Origin of the sequence: Roseibium album, assembly GCF_001404515.1 — a bacterium.
In the GTDB taxonomy this organism is placed as follows: domain Bacteria; phylum Pseudomonadota; class Alphaproteobacteria; order Rhizobiales; family Stappiaceae; genus Roseibium; species Roseibium album.
On record NZ_CXWE01000004.1, the window covers coordinates 318474 to 334021 of the forward strand.

Genomic DNA, 15548 nt, shown 5'->3' on the forward strand with positions numbered 1-15548 from the left:
CTTAGTACCCTTGAGGCGGAGTTTGGTCGTTTTCAGGTTCGGCCACACGCATCTTGTTGACCTCGTCGGTTCCAAGTTCCTGATACGCGCGAAACGCCAGAACCAGGAGAAATGCAAAAAACGAAAACGAGATCACGATCGCGGTCAGAACCAGAGCCTGCGGCAGTGGATTGGCCGTTGCCGTTTCCGGCGTGTAGAGATGCGCCGGGATCAGTGGTGGTATTTCCCGCGTGAGCCGGCCATTGGTGAATATGAGCATGTTCACCGCATTTCCGAGGATGGCAATGCCGAGCAAGATCCGCACGAGCTGCTTGGACAGCATGAGATAGACAGCAACCATAAAGAACAGGCTGATCAGGACTGTGACGCCGGTTTCCATCAGTCCGACTCCCTTTCTTCCAGCGCAAGGGCGATGGAGCCGATTGCCCCGACGACCACGAGGTAGACGCCGATATCGAAGACAAGCGGCGTCGACAGGGCAACCTCGACATCAAAGAAATCGAATATCAGCCACTGGCTTGTCATGAAGGCCTGTCCCCTGAAGAAGGACACGACGCCGGCAAGCGCTCCGATGAACAGCCCGAACCCGGAAATACCCATCGGGTGAAACACGATGGCCCGCCTCACCGAAGCGACACCGCAGGCGATCCCGAAAATCGCCAGCGCCGAGGCCGCGATCAGCCCGCCGATGAAACCGCCTCCCGGCTCATTGTGCCCGCGAAGGAGCACGAAGATGGAAAACAGAACCATCAGCGCAGCAAGATAGGGTGCAATGGTGCGGAAAATGACCGTGCGCATCAGCGAGCCTCCGCATTTTGAGATTGACCGGTGCGTTCAGGCGGCGGGTCCAGCACGGTATCCGGTTTGGTCCGCACCCTGATGAGAGCCAGGACACACAGACCGGCCAGGACGACGACCGCGATTTCACCGAGCGTATCGAATCCGCGGAAATCGACGAGGATCACGTTGACGATGTTGCGTCCGTGAGCAATCGACCGGCTGAATTCCGTGAAGAACACGGACAAGGTACTGTCGAACGGCTGTTGCGTGATGGAAAGCAGCGTCAACCCAAGGCCAAGCCCGACGGCAACTGCAACAACACCGGCCAGCAGTCTCGCCGGAACGGTGCGATGGTCACGTGGCGATAGATTGAGGCGTGTCATCACGAGCGCCAGAATGACCACGGAGAGCGTTTCCACCATGAACTGCGTGAAGGAAAGATCCGGAGCACCGAACATCATGAAGATCAGCGCCACGGCGAAGCCCTGGACACCAAGCGACACGATGGCTGTCAGCCGGGTTCTGGCAACCAGGATTGCGAAAAGACCGAGCACCGCGATCAGGAGAATGCCCCACTCGTAGAAGCGGTATTCTGGAAGTTTCGGCATTGCCGGGAAACTGTTCGTCAGGTAGCCGGGCAGCAGCACCGCCAGTGCCGTGAAAAAGAAAGTCAGAAGCATGTAGGTCTGCATCTTGCCCGTCTGAAGCAGCCTGGTCAGCCATGTGGCGAACCGGACAATCCCGCTCACGAACTGGTCGAACCCCTGGTCCGGTCCCCAGCCGATCGCCTTGAGGACGGATGCTGTGAAGTCTCGCAACTTGTCGAGTTGGGTGAAGAGTGCAATGCCAAGACCGACGGTAGTGAAAGACAGAATCACGGGGGTGGGCTCTGTCGGTATCAAATGAAGATCAATCTGCTTGAATTCACCAAGCAGCGATGACAGCGTCGGGCCAACGAAAAGAATGCCCGTTGTATGGGCAATCAATCCCAGGATGATGCCGATAACTGAGAGCACCACAGGCCCTGCAATGAGAAGAACCGGGCCCTCGTGTGCTTGTTTGGGGGTATCGACTTTGGGACCGAAAAACGGTTTCATCGCGACCGCAGCGGCAATCACCAGCATCAGTGCGTTTCCGATGACCGCGACAATAGTAATGATAACACCAAGCTGACCCAAGTCCCCGATGTTTGACGTACCGTAATAGAGAACTTCTTTCGCAATAAAGCCGATGAAGGGTGGCAATCCGGCCATGGAAAGTGCCGCCAGACAGGCTGCCACGAAGGTGACAGGCATTGCCTTTCTGAGACCACCGAGCTTGGTAACATCCCGCGTCCCTGCTTCATGATCGATCGTGCCGGCGACCATGAAGAGCGCCCCCTTGAAGAGCGAATGGGCTAGCAGATAAAGAACCGCGCCTTCGAGAGCTTTTTCATGACTGGTGCCGGTGAGCATCACGAGGAGCCCGAGCGAGGCCACCGTTGTATAGGCCAGCATCAGCTTCAGGTCCGTCTGGCGGACCGCAAGGATCGTTCCGACCAGAAGCGTCACACCGCCGAACAAGGGCAGCACGGTAGTCCAGAGTACCGTGTCTCCGAGAAGCGGATGCATGCGCATTAGCATGTAGACGCCCGCCTTGACCATGGTCGCGGAGTGGAGATAGGCGGAAACCGGGGTCGGCGCTTCCATCGCGTTCGGCAACCAGAAATGGAACGGAAACTGAGCCGACTTCGTGAAAGCACCACCAAGAACCAGCAGGAAAATCGGCAGATAGAGCCCCGAATCCTTGATGATGTCCGGTGAGCCCAGCAGCACGGACATCTCGATCTCGCCGGTCGCGGAGATGATCAGAATGAAGCCTGCCAGCAGGGCAAGCCCGCCGCCGCCGGTCACAACAAGCGCCTGGATTGCAGCTCTTCTGGAGGCAGCGCGAAGGTGATCGAAGCCGATCAGCAGGAACGACGTGATCGACGTCAACTCCCAGAAAATAAACAGCGAGATCAGGTTGTTGCCGAGCACGAGCCCGAGCATCGCTCCCATGAACATGAACAGGAATGAAAAGAACCGACCCTGCTGAGGATGCCCTTTCAGATAACCGCCCGCGTAGAGAATGATGAACGTGCCGATACCTGAGATCAACAGGCCGAAGAGTGTTGACAGGCCGTCGACGTAAACCGAAAAATTGATGCCGTAGCTGGGCGCCCACGCCTTGGCCGCCACGAACGTCTCTCCCCGGGAAACCGGCTCGATGAAACCAACGAAATGCAGGAAGATCAGTGCCGGCACCAGCGCAAGTGGCCAGGCCGCATTGTGTTTGAGCAAGCGCGTCAAAAACGGAGCGACCACGGCTGCGGCGAACGGTGCCAGAACGGCGTATAAAGTAGTGTCGTCGATCACTGCTGGCGTCATACTGATCTTTCGTCACGTTTTAAATAGACCGACTGGTGTCAACCCGCTCGAATCAACACCTTTTTGCTGAATAATAGCGGGCTGGAATATTTATGACATGTCTAAGGCACACGATTGCGCGTCTTCAAGCGATTCAGGAACGATTTTTGGAATAATTCGACATCGGAGCTGCTTCGTTAGGAGGTTACCCTGGTGTTTCGTCACGTGAAAGCTGCCAAAGAGAGCGGATGGTCTTGAAGCGAGCCCGATAAATTCGACGCGTCGGCTATTGTCATTCTGTGCAAATTAACCAAAGCAAAGAGCCTTTTTCGCCTCCCGAGCAAATAGGCCCGTTCGATGCCACTTGATTTCGCAATCCAAATACCGTTCAGTTTTGGTACAGCGAAGCCATGGACGTAGCGTTGCCAAGGAATGCTGAGCGAGACAGTAATGGCGTTGGACCACAACAAGAACAGATATTCCGCGGCAGATCAGCTGCACGCGCCTGGCATTGATTTCGAAGCAATTGTCAAACTGAGTCCGGACGCCGTCATCGTGTTGTCCCCGGACGGAAAACCAACCTTTGTTTCCCCGGCTGCCGAAAAGCTGTTTGGCTGGTCTTCGGCAAACCTCGCCGATTACATGAGCGATCTGGTTTATGTCGATGAGGAAAACGCCGACGCGGAGGCTCTGCATCTGATCTTGTCCGGAAGCGCTGCCCGTCCGGTCTCGCTGCCGAAAGCGGATCTTCAACTGAGGTCAGCCTATGGTTCACTGGTCTGGGCGGAGGTCACCGTGCACCTTCTGGAAGACGGACACGGCGAACCCTATGCCTATGTTGTCTATTTCCGCAGCATTGCAAGACTGCGCGAGTTGGAGAACCTGCTCGAGGCTGCTTCGCAGAGCGATCCGCTTACCGGTCTGTACAATCGTCGTGCCTTTGAAGACAACTTGAAACGGGAATGGGCAATCTCGCTGCGCGAAAAGTCGCACACCAGCCTGATCAAGGTCACGCTCGACCGCTTTGAATCCTTTGCCGAAAACCATGGGCCCGGCGCGGTGGAAGATTGCCTGTCCAGGGTAGCCGGAATGCTGAAGGAAACAGCGCGCCGACCGGCAGACATTACTGCGCGCACAGCCGAAGCGGAATTCTCGCTTCTTCTGCCCAGAACCCACGAGATGGGTGCGGAAACCATCAGCGCGTACATTCACATAGCCATCCAGGATCTCGCCATACCGAACCCTGCCAACACTGCGGGAAACGGTATCGTCACCGCATCCGTTGGCGCCGCATGTGTCGTGGCAGAACAAACCGGCATATCGGAAAGTCCGGAAGTCATTCTGTCCGCAGCCGAAGATTGTGTTTTCCAGGCACGTCAGGAGGGCGGGAACAGGGTCAAAACCGTCATGCGCACCCTGTCCCGCTAACGCACTGTTGATCCACGCCTTATTGCCGTTTGACTGCAATGTCCTATCTCTTCACATGAAAATTGAAACCAGGAACTTCACAATGAGCGACGACATCACCCACACGGAAGACGAAGCGCCCAAGGTGAGAAAGACCACCGCCGAGTGGATGAATCAGCTGACGGCTGAGCAGTTCTATGTGACACGCCAATCCGGGACAGAACGTCCCTTCACGGGCCCCCATTGGGACAACAAGCTCGTCGGGAGATATGACTGCGTGTGTTGCGAAGCGCCGCTTTTCATGTCGGACACCAAGTTCGATGCCGGATGCGGTTGGCCCAGTTTTTTTCAATCGGTTCATCCCGAGTCAATCCGGGAACTGGAAGACAAGTCACACGGCATGACCCGGACAGAGATCCGCTGTCGTCAGTGCGATGCCCATCTGGGGCATGTGTTTCCCGATGGTCCAAAGCCGACCGGACTGCGATATTGTCTTAACGGACATGCCATGACCTTCGTTCACGGCGGAAGCCGCCCATCAAAGTCTGGCGAAGACACCTGAATTCAACCTGACCGGCAGTTCCGGTCAGGCCTTCCACGGACAGCGCGACACAAGGTGTCTTGTCCTATCAACCGCCGAAGAGTGCCCAGACCATCATGAGGTTGCCAATCAGTGCGACCCCGTAGGCGATGGAACGTGGCCCTGGAATTCCCGATACATAAAGCGGCGCATAAGCGAGCCGCCCCCAGAAAAACAGCTGCGCCCCGATCAACGCCAGACCGAGGTTCACATTCGGCAAGACAAAAGTCAGAACCGCCGGCACGAGAAAAAACGGCAGGTTTTCCTTCATGTTGACGAGAGCCTTGTCGGCTCGCAGCGCCAATCTGCCTTTCTCCGGCAAGACATCCCGCCCACCGGCGAGGCGCACTAGCCCTGCCGATGGCAGATACATCAAGGCGGTGAAATAGATCTGGCCAAAATACAGCACCAGAACTGCAAGGATCCATGTCGTCATCGCGTACTCCAGCGTTCGTGTGTTGAATGAACGTCGGCTGGAGCCTAGATTTTTCTGAACCTGCGGCAATTCCCCTGCAGGGAATAGAGACAGCTTTTGGACCCAAATATGAACGTGTATGGCTCTGCATTCGGAAAGTCTTTGAAATCGCTCCGCAGCGAGCGCAGCCTGAGTCAGGCCGACTTGGCAGGCCGCATCGGGTCGACCCAGCGGCACGTCTCGTTCCTGGAAACCGGACGTGCGCAGCCGAGCAGGTTCATGATCCAGCGCATTGAGCGGGAGCTTGCCCTGCCAGTCAGCCGTGGTCACGTCCTTTACGAGACTGCGGGATACGCAAGTCCGTACAAATGCCGTGCCGAAGACTCCCGCGATGTTCAGGATGCGCTGAACCTGATCGAGAACCGGCTTTTGGCGAACTGGCCCTTTCCCGCCTTCGTGTTGGACAAACGCTGGACGATTCTGAGGGTCAATGGTCCCGGCAAACTGTTTCTGGCCGGCATTACGGGAGAACAGAACGAGCCTGCGAACCTTTTTCGGGTTTTTCTGTCGCCTGCCTTCCGGGAAAGGATACTCAACTGGAAGGCAGCTGCGCCGGTTTTCGCCGCTCGCCTCTACAGGGAGGCGGCCGACGACCCCGGACTCGCCACCCTTCTGGAAGAGGCTCACGCAAGCGGCCTGCTTGATGGGCTTGATGAGACATTTCGCGAAGATGTGCCGGTTTTCGTGCCTGTTGAGCTGCTCGGGCCTGACGGGGTCCGGCTCCAGGTGACCTCCATGATCGGACAGCTCGCATCCGTTCAGGACGCCGTTGTCGAGGGAATGACCATCGAACTCATGGTGCCGATGGACGCGGCTACCGAAACCTGTCTGCTTTCGGCCGGAGACCAGCCCACCAACCTGAATGCCGCTGAATAGGAGGTGGTCTTGGAAAAACTCGTTGGCCTTTCCGTACTGCTTGCCGTCGCGTTGTTACTGCAGCCAGGTCCTGCAAACGCTTCGCCTCTTCCCCAGGCCGTCTGGACAATGGGCAGTGCAAAACCTGCAAACGGCTTGCCGGACGGAAACTACGCCATCTACCGGAACGGCGAACCAGACGCTGTTGCCGCGTGGTATGGCTCGCCCACCCGAAGGTACCGGCACGGCATTCTGGGAGATGCGATCGAAGCAGGTTCGCTTCATGTCACGGTCCGGAACGGTGGTACCTACAAACTTGTCTTGCCCGATAGCCAGGTGTTCGAAGACAGAACCCCCAGAATTGTGGATCTGGATCAGGATGGAAAGTTCGAGGTGATCACGATCCGGTCTTTTCTGTCGGCTGGCGGAAGCGTTGCAGTTTATGGGCTGCGGGACGGTAAACTGGTGGAACTGGCAGCAACAGCGCCGATCGGTCGCTCCAACAGATGGCTCAATATTGCTGGAATCGCGGACTACGCCGGACGCGGGAAACCCCAGATCGCCTACGTTGAAACACCGCATATCGGTGGAACGCTTTATTTCGTGGAGTGGCGTGGTACAGACCTGGTCCCGATCGTTTCGATAAACGGATTTTCAAATCACCAAATCGGCGCCCGCGAGCAAGGTCTTTCCGGTGATCTCGACTTTGACGGAGACGGACGAACTGACATAGCGGTGCCTTCCAATGACCGCCGAACGCTGCGTGTGATCGGGATTCAGGACGGCAAGGCCAGAGAGTTGCACCGTGTCGCATTTCCAGCAGCAATAAAACGAACCACGCCCGGCGCATTGCCTGAAAAGGCGTGCCTGCGTCTTGAACTTGAAAATCGTAAATCCGCGCAGGTCTGCCGACCTGGATAAACGGGCCGGTCAGGAAACCCCGGCCCTATTCCGATGCGGCTCCACTCACCGATCTTGATGACAGGATGCGCGTGATATTCACTTCGATCCAGTCGGCAAAATCTCTCACTTTCAAGGCGACTTCACGCCCGATCGGCGTCAGGCTGTAGTCAACGTGCGGCGGCACGACCGGATGCGAAAAGCGGTTCACGAAACCATCTGCTTCCAGCGTCTGGAGTGTTTGCGCCAACATCTTTTCACTGACGCCCCCGACCTTGCGTCTGAGGTCCGAAAACCGGTGGTCACGATCCAGCAGCGCGATCAGCACCAGCACACCCCAGCGGCTGGTGAGATGTTTCAGGATCTCCCGGGAAGGACAGTTCTGATTGAACAACTCCCCTCGCCGCAACATTTCCGACAATGCCTGCCCGTCGCTGTTCGTCCTATCCGGCACCGATACGTCCATGTTCTCCCGCTTCGTCAGACTTTTTTCCTTCATGGAACCTGCAATCTCAAAACTAACCTTTTTGTACGTACTAACAAAAAGTAAGTTTTGAGTCTACATGGGCTGCATCCGATTGATCCTCAGTCAGAAATCCAGGAGACATTCAATGATTGCAGTCACGGGTGCCAATGGCCAACTCGGACGCCTTGTCCTGAAACATCTTTCGAGCCTCACCCATGAACCCGTCCGGGCATTGGTCCGCTCGCCGGACAAAGCGCAGGATCTTGTCAGCAGCCAGATCAGTGTGTCGCGTTTCGATTACAACGATCCTTCCGGCCTTGCCGAAGGTCTTGCAGGTGTCACACGTTTGCTTCTGATTTCCGGCTCGGAAGTCGGCCAACGGGTTGCCCAACATGCAGCAGTTATCGAGGCCGCGAAGTCAGCAGGTGTGAGTTTCATCACCTATACGAGCTTGCTGAATGTACCCAACTCCAGCCTCGTTCTCGCCGCCGAGCACATCGACACCGAGAGTATTCTGTCAAAAAGCGGTATCGCCCATGCGGTTCTCCGGAACGGATGGTATCTTGAAAACTATGCGGGCACCGTTGCAGCAGCGCTTCAGCACGGTGCTGTTGTCGGTGCAAGTGGAGACGGCAGAATTTCTGTTGCAGGACGCGAAGACTACGCCGAAGCGGCCGCACGCGTTGTTTCGGGTGCCGACCTGTCGACGCGGGTGATGGAACTTGCCGGAGATCAGTCCATCAGCCTGTCGGAGCTTGCAGCGGAAATTTCAAGACAGACCGGCCGGAACATACCTTTTCAAAACCTGACCGAGGACGACTACGCCGGCGTTCTCATGGGTGCAGGCTTGCCGGAGGCGTTTGCCAGGGCGATTTCCGATGCGGACCGGGGAGCAGCTTCCGGAGAACTTTACAATGCTTCAACGGCGCTTCGCGCCTTGATAAGACGCCCGACCAAACCTGTTTCAACGTTTGTCGCCGAGTCGCTGTCGTCCGCCTAAACGGTGAGTTTATCTGAATTTGTTGTAGCAGTGCCGGAGACATGCTGATGTCTCCGGCCATTCATTCAGGAAATTGCTCAATCACTTCAAGGATATTTGTTGGCCCGGTTTCATCGAACCTGATACGCAGGTGGCTATACCCAGTTTGAAAGCCAAAGATGTCCGGTCACCCCGTGTCAGATCCTTATGTTCAAGACGGGCCCTATGCCTGGTTCCGTCTCGCGATCTCAATTCTTTTGAGCACCGTAGGCGGTGCCGGAATGTGGGTGGTCGTGATCGTGCTTCCGGACGTTCAGACGGATTTCGGTGTTGACCGGGCCGGTGCGTCGCTTCCCTACACGGCAACAATGGTCGGTTTTGCCGTTGGAAACTATATTCTCGGGCGATTTGTCGACAGGTTCGGCATCGTTCCACCCGTCATCGCGTCTGCTCTGTTTTTGGGGGCGGGTTTTGCACTTGCCGCCGTTTCTCCGAATATCCTGCTGTTTACGGTGGCCCAGGGCGTATTGATCGGCCTCGGAACAGCGGCAACGTTTGGCCCGCTCGTGGCCGACGTCTCGCACTGGTTCCTGAAACGCAGGGGACTTGCGGTAGCCTGCGCGGCAAGCGGCAACTATCTTGCGGGGGTTCTCTGGCCATCCTTCATTAAATGGAGCCTTGTCAGCAACGACTGGCGAGAAACCTACCTGTTGATTGGTGCGCTTTGTGTGGTGCTGATGGTCCCGCTGGCGCTGGCCTTGCGCCGCCCGCCACCCGCGTCCGCCCTGAGCGCCCTGCCCTCCGGCAACACTTTCGGCGGTCAGCCGAGCGGTCTCTCTCCGACCGCGCTGCAGTTCCTGCTTGTGGTCGCCGGTCTTGGTTGCTGCGTGGCAATGTCCATGCCGCAAGTGCATATCGTCGCCTATTGCGTGGACCTTGGATACGGAATTGCGCCTGGCGCCGACATGATTGCCCTGATGACAGGGGCCGGTGTCGTCAGTCGCCTTTTGTCGGGATATCTCGCCGACAAGATCGGTGGTGTGTGGACACTTCTGATCGGGTCGGTCCTGCAATGCGCGGCACTCTTCCTCTACATTCCATTCAACGGGCTCGCGTCGCTTTACCTTGTGTCGCTGATCTTTGGCCTGTCTCAGGGCGGCATCGTTCCCAGCTATGCGGTCATCGTGCGGGAATATCTGCCCGCGCGCGAAGCCGGGCAGCGTGTCGGACTTGTCATGATGTCAACGATCCTCGGCATGGCCCTGGGTGGCTGGATGTCCGGTCTGATCTATGACCTGACCGGTTCCTACCAGGCAGCATTCCTCAATGGTATCGCCTGGAATTTCCTCAACATGGCGATCATGGTCTTCATCCTGTTCAGCGGCCGCCGCTCCCGGCCCGCGATCGCAACAGGAATATGAAGAACACTCCGCCGATCAGGCCGGTCACGATGCCGATCGGCATGTCTTCCGGTGACATGAGCGTCCGTGCCAGGATATCGGCCCAGATGAGGAATATCGCCCCCAAAAGCAGGCTGGCAGGCAGAACACGCCTGTAGCTTCCACCCACAAGAAATCGCGCGATATGCGGGATCATGAGCCCGACGAATCCGATGATGCCCGAAAAGGCAACCATCACGCCGGTGATCAAGGCGCCGACCACGAACACGACCAGCCGGAACCGCGCCACGGGGATGCCGAGCGTGGACGCGGTTTCGTCTCCGATGGTCATCGCATTGAGGTCTGCCGCCTTCGCCAGAAGATAGGGGACAGACAGCACGAGTATGCCGAGAGGAAACAACAGGTGGTTCCACTGCGCCAGCCCAAGTCCGCCCAGCATCCAGAACACAACCGTATGTGTCGCGCGCGGATCTCCCATGAAAATCATGATGTTTGCCAGGGACATGATGATGAAGGAAACGGCGACACCTGCCAGAACCAGTCTGTCGGCGCTTGTTGCGGAGGCAAAATGCGTAACCCCGAGCACGATGAGCGTTGCGACGAGCGCGCCCGCGAATGCCATCAGAGGAACCGTCAGCAGCCCCAGGAACAGTCCCGTGTGCAAGAGAGCCAGGATCGCCCCTGCCGCACCTCCGGACGAAATACCGAGCAGGTGCGGGTCCGCGAGCGGATTACGGGTGACCGATTGCAGCGCAGCACCGACAATAGCAAGGCCCGCACCGACAAAACCGGCCAGCAATGTGCGCGGAAGCCGGATGTCCCAGACAATTGCCTCTCTTCCCCTGGACCAGTCGATTTCGACGGCGCCGGGCAACAGTTTGTTGGCAACGACCCCGAACACCGTACTGGCCGGGACCGAAATGGCCCCCACCGAGACGGCCACGACCACGGAAATGATCAGCACAAGCCCGCCGGTCATCAGCATGAGGCCGAACCCCCAGCTTGATGGCGGCGAACTGCTTTTCTGCACGCTGTCCCTCGATATTTCCGCGGTCGGTCGCTGCAACAAGGTTTACTCTCCCCAGAAGGCTTCTGCCAGTTTCTTGATAGCTTTGATGTTGCGCGGACCAGGTGTCGCCTCGACATATTCGAGCGTAACGAACCGGTCGTTCCTGACGGCGTCGATTTCAGCCAATGCAGGATTCTGCATCATGAAATCTCTCTTCTGCTCAGCCGTCACGTTTCCGTAGTTTACGATAACGATGAATTCCGGGTCCTTTTCGACCACGGTTTCCCAGTCGATCTTGGCCCAGCTCTTTTCGAAATCGTCAAGTACATTGACACCCCCCGCAGCTTCAATGAGTGCCGTTGGCATGGCAAAACGCCCTGCGGTGAACGGTTTATCTTCACCACTATCATAGACAAATATTTTCAGAGGCTTATCGCCGGGTCTTAAAGAAGATTTATAGCTATCGAGTTCGGCCTTGTAACCGGCGACCAGATCATGTGCCTGATCTTCGACACCGAAGATCTTACCCAGATTGATCAGGTCATCATACATATCCGCCATCGACACTTTCGGTTTTTCACCGATGTGGATGCACGATTCGGTCAGTTCGTAGACCTGAATGCCGAAGGGCTCGAGCGTTTCCGGGGTCACCTCTCCACCAACCTTCATGCCGTAGTTCCAGCCGGCGAAATAGAAGTCCGCATCAGCGCCAATCAGGACTTCCTTGGTTGGATACTTTGCGGAAAGTTCCGTTAGTTCCGATACGCCGTCACGCATTTCCTCATCGAGCGTTTTCCATCCGGAAATGCCGGTATAGCCAACCATATGATCGCGGAGGCCGAGAACGAGCATCATTTCGGTGAGGTTGACGTCATTGGAAACGGCCGCCTTTGGCGGAGCGTCGAATGTCACTTCGCGATCGCAGCTTTTTACCGTGGTCTGTGCCAGCGCAGATCCTGCAAAAAGGGTGGTCGCGAGGCCGATTGCCAAACGTTTCATGGAATTCTCCGGTACTTAAAGATGAAAGGTAAGATGTGCTTGTTCGCTCGGCGCAAGTTGTTCCAGTCGCGCCTGCACGGAATAGGCTTTTTCGATGTGGTCCGGTGTCAGAACGTCTTCCGGTTCTCCGAACGCGACCGCCGCCCCTTTGTGCAGCAACAGGACGCGGTCGCAGACGCGGCCGGCAAGGTTCAGATCGTGCAGGCTTGTGACGATAGTGATGTTGAGGCTGGATATCAGCGCAACGATTTCCAGCTGGTGGCGAATGTCCAGGTGGTTGGTCGGCTCATCCAGAATGAGCAATTCGGGCTCCTGGGCAAGTGCACGGGCAACCATCACCCGCTGGCGCTCGCCACCGGAAAGCGTTCCGAAGGATCGCGCGGCGAGCGGCAGCAATCCCATCCGGTCCAGGGCACCTTCGGTAATTTCGAAGTCGTCGCTGCCATTTCCGGCGAACCCCGTCCCGTGCGGACGGCGGCCCAGTGCGACGATCTCCCGGACGGTCAATGCAAAATCAGTGGGCTGCTCCTGCAGGACGGCAGCAACTTTTTTGGCGGTCGATCTCGCGGACATTTTCCAGATATCCTGACCGTCGAGAAAGATCGCACCGGTACTCGGCCTGTGAAAACGATAAAGTAGACGCAGAAGCGTGGATTTGCCCGCACCGTTGGCACCGGCCAGCCCCAGAACCTTGCCTGCGGCGAGATCGAAACTGACGGGATGCAGGATGGTATTGCCCTGCCCCGCACGCCATCCGGCCTGCCTGGCCGAAAGGGCCGCGCCACTCATGAAACGGCTGCCGTATCTGCTTCGGTCACGCTCATTGCGGCCGGTATGCGCGCGAGTGCCGATCGCCGGAGTTTGCCGGGACGGTCCGCAGAGTTGCACCAGCCATTCGCCAGAACCATGTACTGCCGGGCAAAGGCAACCAGATCATCAATATCCGTCTCCGGATCGATGTCACCGAAAAGATAAGTCGCCTTTTCATTGGCTCTGTAGGCAACCGTGCAGGGCCGTGAGCATCCTGCCATGCACGCGATACCTGAGACTTCAAAGTCGTTTCCGGCAACCGGTAAGCCGCAGGTCAAGGCCTCCCGCAGCTTGGCGATCAGTTCAAAACCCGGCCGAAAGTCACTGTCATTGTGCCTGCAGGACGTACAGACGAATATCTTGTGCGTTTCACGACTCATCTGCCATCCCCGACGTTTCCACGTGTTTGTCACCGCCCGAATCCGAGCTGCCCGATTGTTCATGATCAGACCGCCGATCCGGAATCTGCACCTCATTGAAAAGGCTATGTTGTAACTTATGTAATGTTATTACATTACGTTCACTTTTCGATGCAAGCGGAAATCTGCAGCCATTAGGGCACATGGCTCTGGCTGCGCGTTCGCCCAAAGCACCGGCCTTGGCTAGAAAAACGGGTATGAAATCAGCATTTTCGTTTCTGGTCCGGTTCATTTCGCCCTCCGCGATTACACGGGGCTTGCAGGAACCGAAGGTCTAACTCTGTCAGCGATCGCTGTTTTGCCATGCCATCCGCTCCTCCGGAACACCCCGTCCGGGTTGAAGTTTGTGATGAAATGGCAGGTCTCCTGACTTGCGGGTCATGGCTTGCCTGATCCTTCCCGGGGTCTCCCCAGTGGCGCTTTCAGGTTTGCTCACCGCTCACAGTTGCGGGGGCAGTCACGGACTTGGTGCCTTTTGGCTACGCCGCACCGTGTTCCCTTTTAATCCCGATCCGGCTCCGGATACGAGAACCATAAGACCATTGATTGGCTGAAATTGAGGAAGCTGTCAATCGACAAACCGACCTGTGTCTTCCAGGCAGCGACATATGGCAATTTCAGCTGGTTTGAACCATTTCAGTTACCTTGTTGCCGCGGTCCAACTCGACAAGAGTCCAAAGAACCAACAGTGCCGTGCAGATGTAGACGGGAGGGCTTGAGCGGGCTTCGTTGGAACAAGACTTCTCGATCATGTGGAGCCACAATCAAATGTCAGGACCTCAAGACAGGAATGGTTTCGACCAGCCGCCCAAACGATAGTCCAGCACCTCATGCATGACCGGATCATCGCCACTGAAAAAGCGTGAATGCGCGAGCTCGCGAACACTGGTTGCGGTCAATTCAAGACAGTATATGCGGTATCCAGTCCTTCCCCTTGAAATTTATAGCGCCAAAGAAAAAGAAAATGGGCATTGATACCAAGAATAATCCGAATAACCTTCTACTCACCGGGCAGACTTCCAAATTGATTGCATAAAAGAGAGACCGCCACCCGAAGATGAAAAACCTGATTACTCGTTGTATGATCTTGGTTGCAGTGGTTCTTACCCCGGTATTCGGTGAGGCAGCCGATGACACCAAATCCATATTGATGATCACTTGGCGTGGCCTCACGACTGCCGAAGAAGGGTTTGTCGAAAAACTGGGCGAACTTGGCATCGATGCCGACATTGATCACTTTGACGCAAACCGTGACCAGACAGAACTGGCCGGGTTTTTACGGGAAAATCTCGACGTTCTGAAAACACGGGACCTGATCTACACCTTCGGAACAACCGTCACGCAGACAGTCAATAATTTCGACATCGCAAATGTGCCCCGTGTGTTCAATATCGTGGCCGACCCGGTCGGTGTCGGACTGGTCGGGTCCCTGGACTGCCCGCCCTCCGGCATGACCGGTGCCAAGATGTCCCTGTCACCGGACGAGAACCTGGAGTTGTTTCGAAAAATTCACCCTGTCCAAACCATGGCGATCCTGTTTGATCCGCGGGAAAACAACGCTGTCTCAGAGGCCGACCACCTCACGATTGCAGCAGAAAAACTCGGCATCACTCCCAAGCGGCTTCGCTTTGCACCGGATGCGGACGAAACCGATCTTCAGCTTTCATCTCTGATCCCGCAGCTTGAAGGCGTCGACGCGCTTTACGTCACCGCTTCATCTTCGTTCATCGCACATTCCGGGATCCTCAAGGAGATCATTCCGGACGACCTCGTCAGCATCGGATCGTCAACGGCCTATATCGGCGAAGGAATAACGCTCGCCTTTGGTACAGAGTATCGTGAGCGAGGAGAGGCAGCAGCGGAATTGGCCGCGAAAATTCTGCTGGACGATGTTCCGCCAAACAAGTTGCCGATCGACGAAATCGACGCTGCTGACGCTATCCTCTTCGTCAATGCAGACAGCAAGGCTGCGTCAACGCTTCGCCTTGAGAATGCGACCAACACTGTGGTTTACAAGTAGGTTCGCCTGTCTTGCAGACACATTGAAGGCCCTAGGACAACAAACATATACAGACCCTGTCA

The 15548-nt window shown here is 56.5% G+C and carries 16 protein-coding genes and 1 riboswitch; of the genes, 7 read left to right on the plus strand and 9 right to left on the minus strand.

All coding sequences use genetic code 11. The features are described from left to right. Nucleotide 1: 1 nt before the first annotated feature. The 3 genes from LA5095_RS14775 to LA5095_RS14785 are packed head-to-tail and all read right to left on the minus strand — an operon-like array spanning nt 2 to nt 3188. Nucleotides 2–379, minus strand: coding sequence for a Na+/H+ antiporter subunit C (locus LA5095_RS14775; RefSeq protein WP_055116189.1), 378 nt, complete (start codon nt 377–379; stop codon nt 2–4). Further along, nucleotides 379–798, minus strand: a complete 420-nt coding sequence (locus LA5095_RS14780) for a Na(+)/H(+) antiporter subunit B (RefSeq protein ID WP_055116191.1) — start codon at nt 796–798, stop codon at nt 379–381. Before LA5095_RS14780 ends, LA5095_RS14775 begins: the two co-directional genes overlap by 1 nt. Then, nucleotides 798–3188 carry a putative monovalent cation/H+ antiporter subunit A gene (locus LA5095_RS14785; protein WP_055116193.1) on the minus strand — a complete coding sequence of 797 codons (2391 nt, stop codon included), beginning with the start codon at nt 3186–3188 and terminating at the stop codon, nt 798–800. Before LA5095_RS14785 ends, LA5095_RS14780 begins: the two co-directional genes overlap by 1 nt. A gap of 429 nt (nt 3189–3617) precedes the next feature. Here LA5095_RS14785 and LA5095_RS14790 point away from each other — a divergent pair, with 429 nt between their 5' ends. Together LA5095_RS14790 and msrB are read left to right on the plus strand one after the other, a co-directional pair. Continuing rightward, the gene (locus LA5095_RS14790) at nt 3618–4595 is read left to right on the plus strand and encodes a sensor domain-containing diguanylate cyclase (protein WP_055116892.1); all 978 of its coding nucleotides are present in this window, start codon (nt 3618–3620) and stop codon (nt 4593–4595) included. A gap of 82 nt (nt 4596–4677) precedes the next feature. After that, nucleotides 4678–5136: a peptide-methionine (R)-S-oxide reductase MsrB gene (msrB, locus tag LA5095_RS14795; RefSeq protein ID WP_055116894.1), complete on the plus strand. Its 459-nt coding sequence runs from the start codon at nt 4678–4680 to the stop codon at nt 5134–5136. A 67-nt stretch (nt 5137–5203) separates the two neighbouring features. On the opposite strand, the gene LA5095_RS14800 is transcribed toward msrB, so the two are convergent. Further along, on the minus strand, nt 5204–5590 hold the full coding sequence (locus tag LA5095_RS14800) for an MAPEG family protein (protein WP_055116195.1): 387 nt from the start codon (nt 5588–5590) through the stop codon (nt 5204–5206). Between the two features lie 108 nt (nt 5591–5698). Here LA5095_RS14800 and LA5095_RS14805 point away from each other — a divergent pair, with 108 nt between their 5' ends. Both LA5095_RS14805 and LA5095_RS14810 read left to right on the plus strand, forming a co-directional pair. Further along, nucleotides 5699–6505, plus strand: a complete 807-nt coding sequence (locus LA5095_RS14805) for a helix-turn-helix domain-containing protein (protein WP_055116197.1) — start codon at nt 5699–5701, stop codon at nt 6503–6505. Between the two features lie 9 nt (nt 6506–6514). Beyond that, nucleotides 6515–7405: a hypothetical protein gene (locus tag LA5095_RS14810; RefSeq protein ID WP_144435998.1), complete on the plus strand. Its 891-nt coding sequence runs from the start codon at nt 6515–6517 to the stop codon at nt 7403–7405. Nucleotides 7406–7430: 25 nt separating this feature from the next. On the opposite strand, the gene LA5095_RS14815 is transcribed toward LA5095_RS14810, so the two are convergent. Beyond that, entirely contained in the window at nt 7431–7796 is a 366-nt protein-coding gene (locus LA5095_RS14815) for a winged helix-turn-helix transcriptional regulator (protein ID WP_268873256.1), read from the minus strand. A 199-nt stretch (nt 7797–7995) separates the two neighbouring features. Here LA5095_RS14815 and LA5095_RS14820 point away from each other — a divergent pair, with 199 nt between their 5' ends. Both LA5095_RS14820 and LA5095_RS14825 read left to right on the plus strand, forming a co-directional pair. Beyond that, nucleotides 7996–8850, plus strand: a complete 855-nt coding sequence (locus LA5095_RS14820) for an SDR family oxidoreductase (protein ID WP_055116202.1) — start codon at nt 7996–7998, stop codon at nt 8848–8850. A gap of 158 nt (nt 8851–9008) precedes the next feature. Continuing rightward, entirely contained in the window at nt 9009–10250 is a 1242-nt protein-coding gene (locus tag LA5095_RS14825; RefSeq protein ID WP_055116204.1) for an MFS transporter, read from the plus strand. Here LA5095_RS14825 and LA5095_RS14830 read toward each other — a convergent pair. From LA5095_RS14830 to LA5095_RS14845, 4 genes are all read right to left on the minus strand, one after another. Continuing rightward, entirely contained in the window at nt 10207–11214 is a 1008-nt protein-coding gene (locus LA5095_RS14830; protein ID WP_055116207.1) for a FecCD family ABC transporter permease, read from the minus strand. The genes LA5095_RS14825 and LA5095_RS14830 overlap by 44 nt on opposite strands. 87 nt (nt 11215–11301) lie before the next feature. Beyond that, a complete protein-coding gene (locus tag LA5095_RS14835; protein ID WP_055116208.1) occupies nt 11302–12237 on the minus strand; it encodes an ABC transporter substrate-binding protein in 936 nt (311 codons plus the stop codon). A 15-nt stretch (nt 12238–12252) separates the two neighbouring features. Beyond that, nucleotides 12253–13026 (minus strand): ABC transporter ATP-binding protein, encoded by a 774-nt coding sequence (locus tag LA5095_RS14840; RefSeq protein ID WP_055116210.1) that lies wholly within the window; start codon nt 13024–13026, stop codon nt 12253–12255. After that, the gene (locus tag LA5095_RS14845; RefSeq protein ID WP_055116898.1) at nt 13023–13427 is read right to left on the minus strand and encodes a DUF1636 family protein; all 405 of its coding nucleotides are present in this window, start codon (nt 13425–13427) and stop codon (nt 13023–13025) included. Before LA5095_RS14845 ends, LA5095_RS14840 begins: the two co-directional genes overlap by 4 nt. A gap of 378 nt (nt 13428–13805) precedes the next feature. Further along, nucleotides 13806–14017: riboswitch (cobalamin riboswitch) on the minus strand. 530 nt (nt 14018–14547) lie between these two features. Between LA5095_RS14845 and LA5095_RS14850 the strand changes: the two genes are divergently transcribed. After that, nucleotides 14548–15486, plus strand: coding sequence for an ABC transporter substrate binding protein (locus LA5095_RS14850; RefSeq protein ID WP_158510381.1), 939 nt, complete (start codon nt 14548–14550; stop codon nt 15484–15486). Nucleotides 15487–15548 lie beyond the last annotated feature (62 nt).

Bases quoted from the DNA above. Each gene is read 5' to 3' on its own strand.
- LA5095_RS14815 (WP_268873256.1), bottom strand. From the start codon at position 7,796: ATGTTGCGGCGAGGGGAGTTGTTCAATCAGAACTGTCCTTCCCGGGAG.
- LA5095_RS14840 (WP_055116210.1), bottom strand. From the start codon at position 13,026: ATGAGTGGCGCGGCCCTTTCGGCCAGGCAGGCCGGATGGCGTGCGGGG.
- LA5095_RS14775 (WP_055116189.1), bottom strand. From the start codon at position 379: ATGGAAACCGGCGTCACAGTCCTGATCAGCCTGTTCTTTATGGTTGCT.
- LA5095_RS14825 (WP_055116204.1), top strand. From the start codon at position 9,009: ATGTCCGGTCACCCCGTGTCAGATCCTTATGTTCAAGACGGGCCCTAT.
- LA5095_RS14800 (WP_055116195.1), bottom strand. From the start codon at position 5,590: ATGACGACATGGATCCTTGCAGTTCTGGTGCTGTATTTTGGCCAGATC.
- msrB (WP_055116894.1), top strand. From the start codon at position 4,678: ATGAGCGACGACATCACCCACACGGAAGACGAAGCGCCCAAGGTGAGA.
- LA5095_RS14820 (WP_055116202.1), top strand. From the start codon at position 7,996: ATGATTGCAGTCACGGGTGCCAATGGCCAACTCGGACGCCTTGTCCTG.
- LA5095_RS14785 (WP_055116193.1), bottom strand. From the start codon at position 3,188: ATGACGCCAGCAGTGATCGACGACACTACTTTATACGCCGTTCTGGCA.
- LA5095_RS14805 (WP_055116197.1), top strand. From the start codon at position 5,699: ATGAACGTGTATGGCTCTGCATTCGGAAAGTCTTTGAAATCGCTCCGC.
- LA5095_RS14830 (WP_055116207.1), bottom strand. From the start codon at position 11,214: ATGCTGATGACCGGCGGGCTTGTGCTGATCATTTCCGTGGTCGTGGCC.
- LA5095_RS14780 (WP_055116191.1), bottom strand. From the start codon at position 798: ATGCGCACGGTCATTTTCCGCACCATTGCACCCTATCTTGCTGCGCTG.
- LA5095_RS14850 (WP_158510381.1), top strand. From the start codon at position 14,548: ATGATCTTGGTTGCAGTGGTTCTTACCCCGGTATTCGGTGAGGCAGCC.
- LA5095_RS14835 (WP_055116208.1), bottom strand. From the start codon at position 12,237: ATGAAACGTTTGGCAATCGGCCTCGCGACCACCCTTTTTGCAGGATCT.
- LA5095_RS14790 (WP_055116892.1), top strand. From the start codon at position 3,618: ATGGCGTTGGACCACAACAAGAACAGATATTCCGCGGCAGATCAGCTG.
- LA5095_RS14845 (WP_055116898.1), bottom strand. From the start codon at position 13,427: ATGAGTCGTGAAACGCACAAGATATTCGTCTGTACGTCCTGCAGGCAC.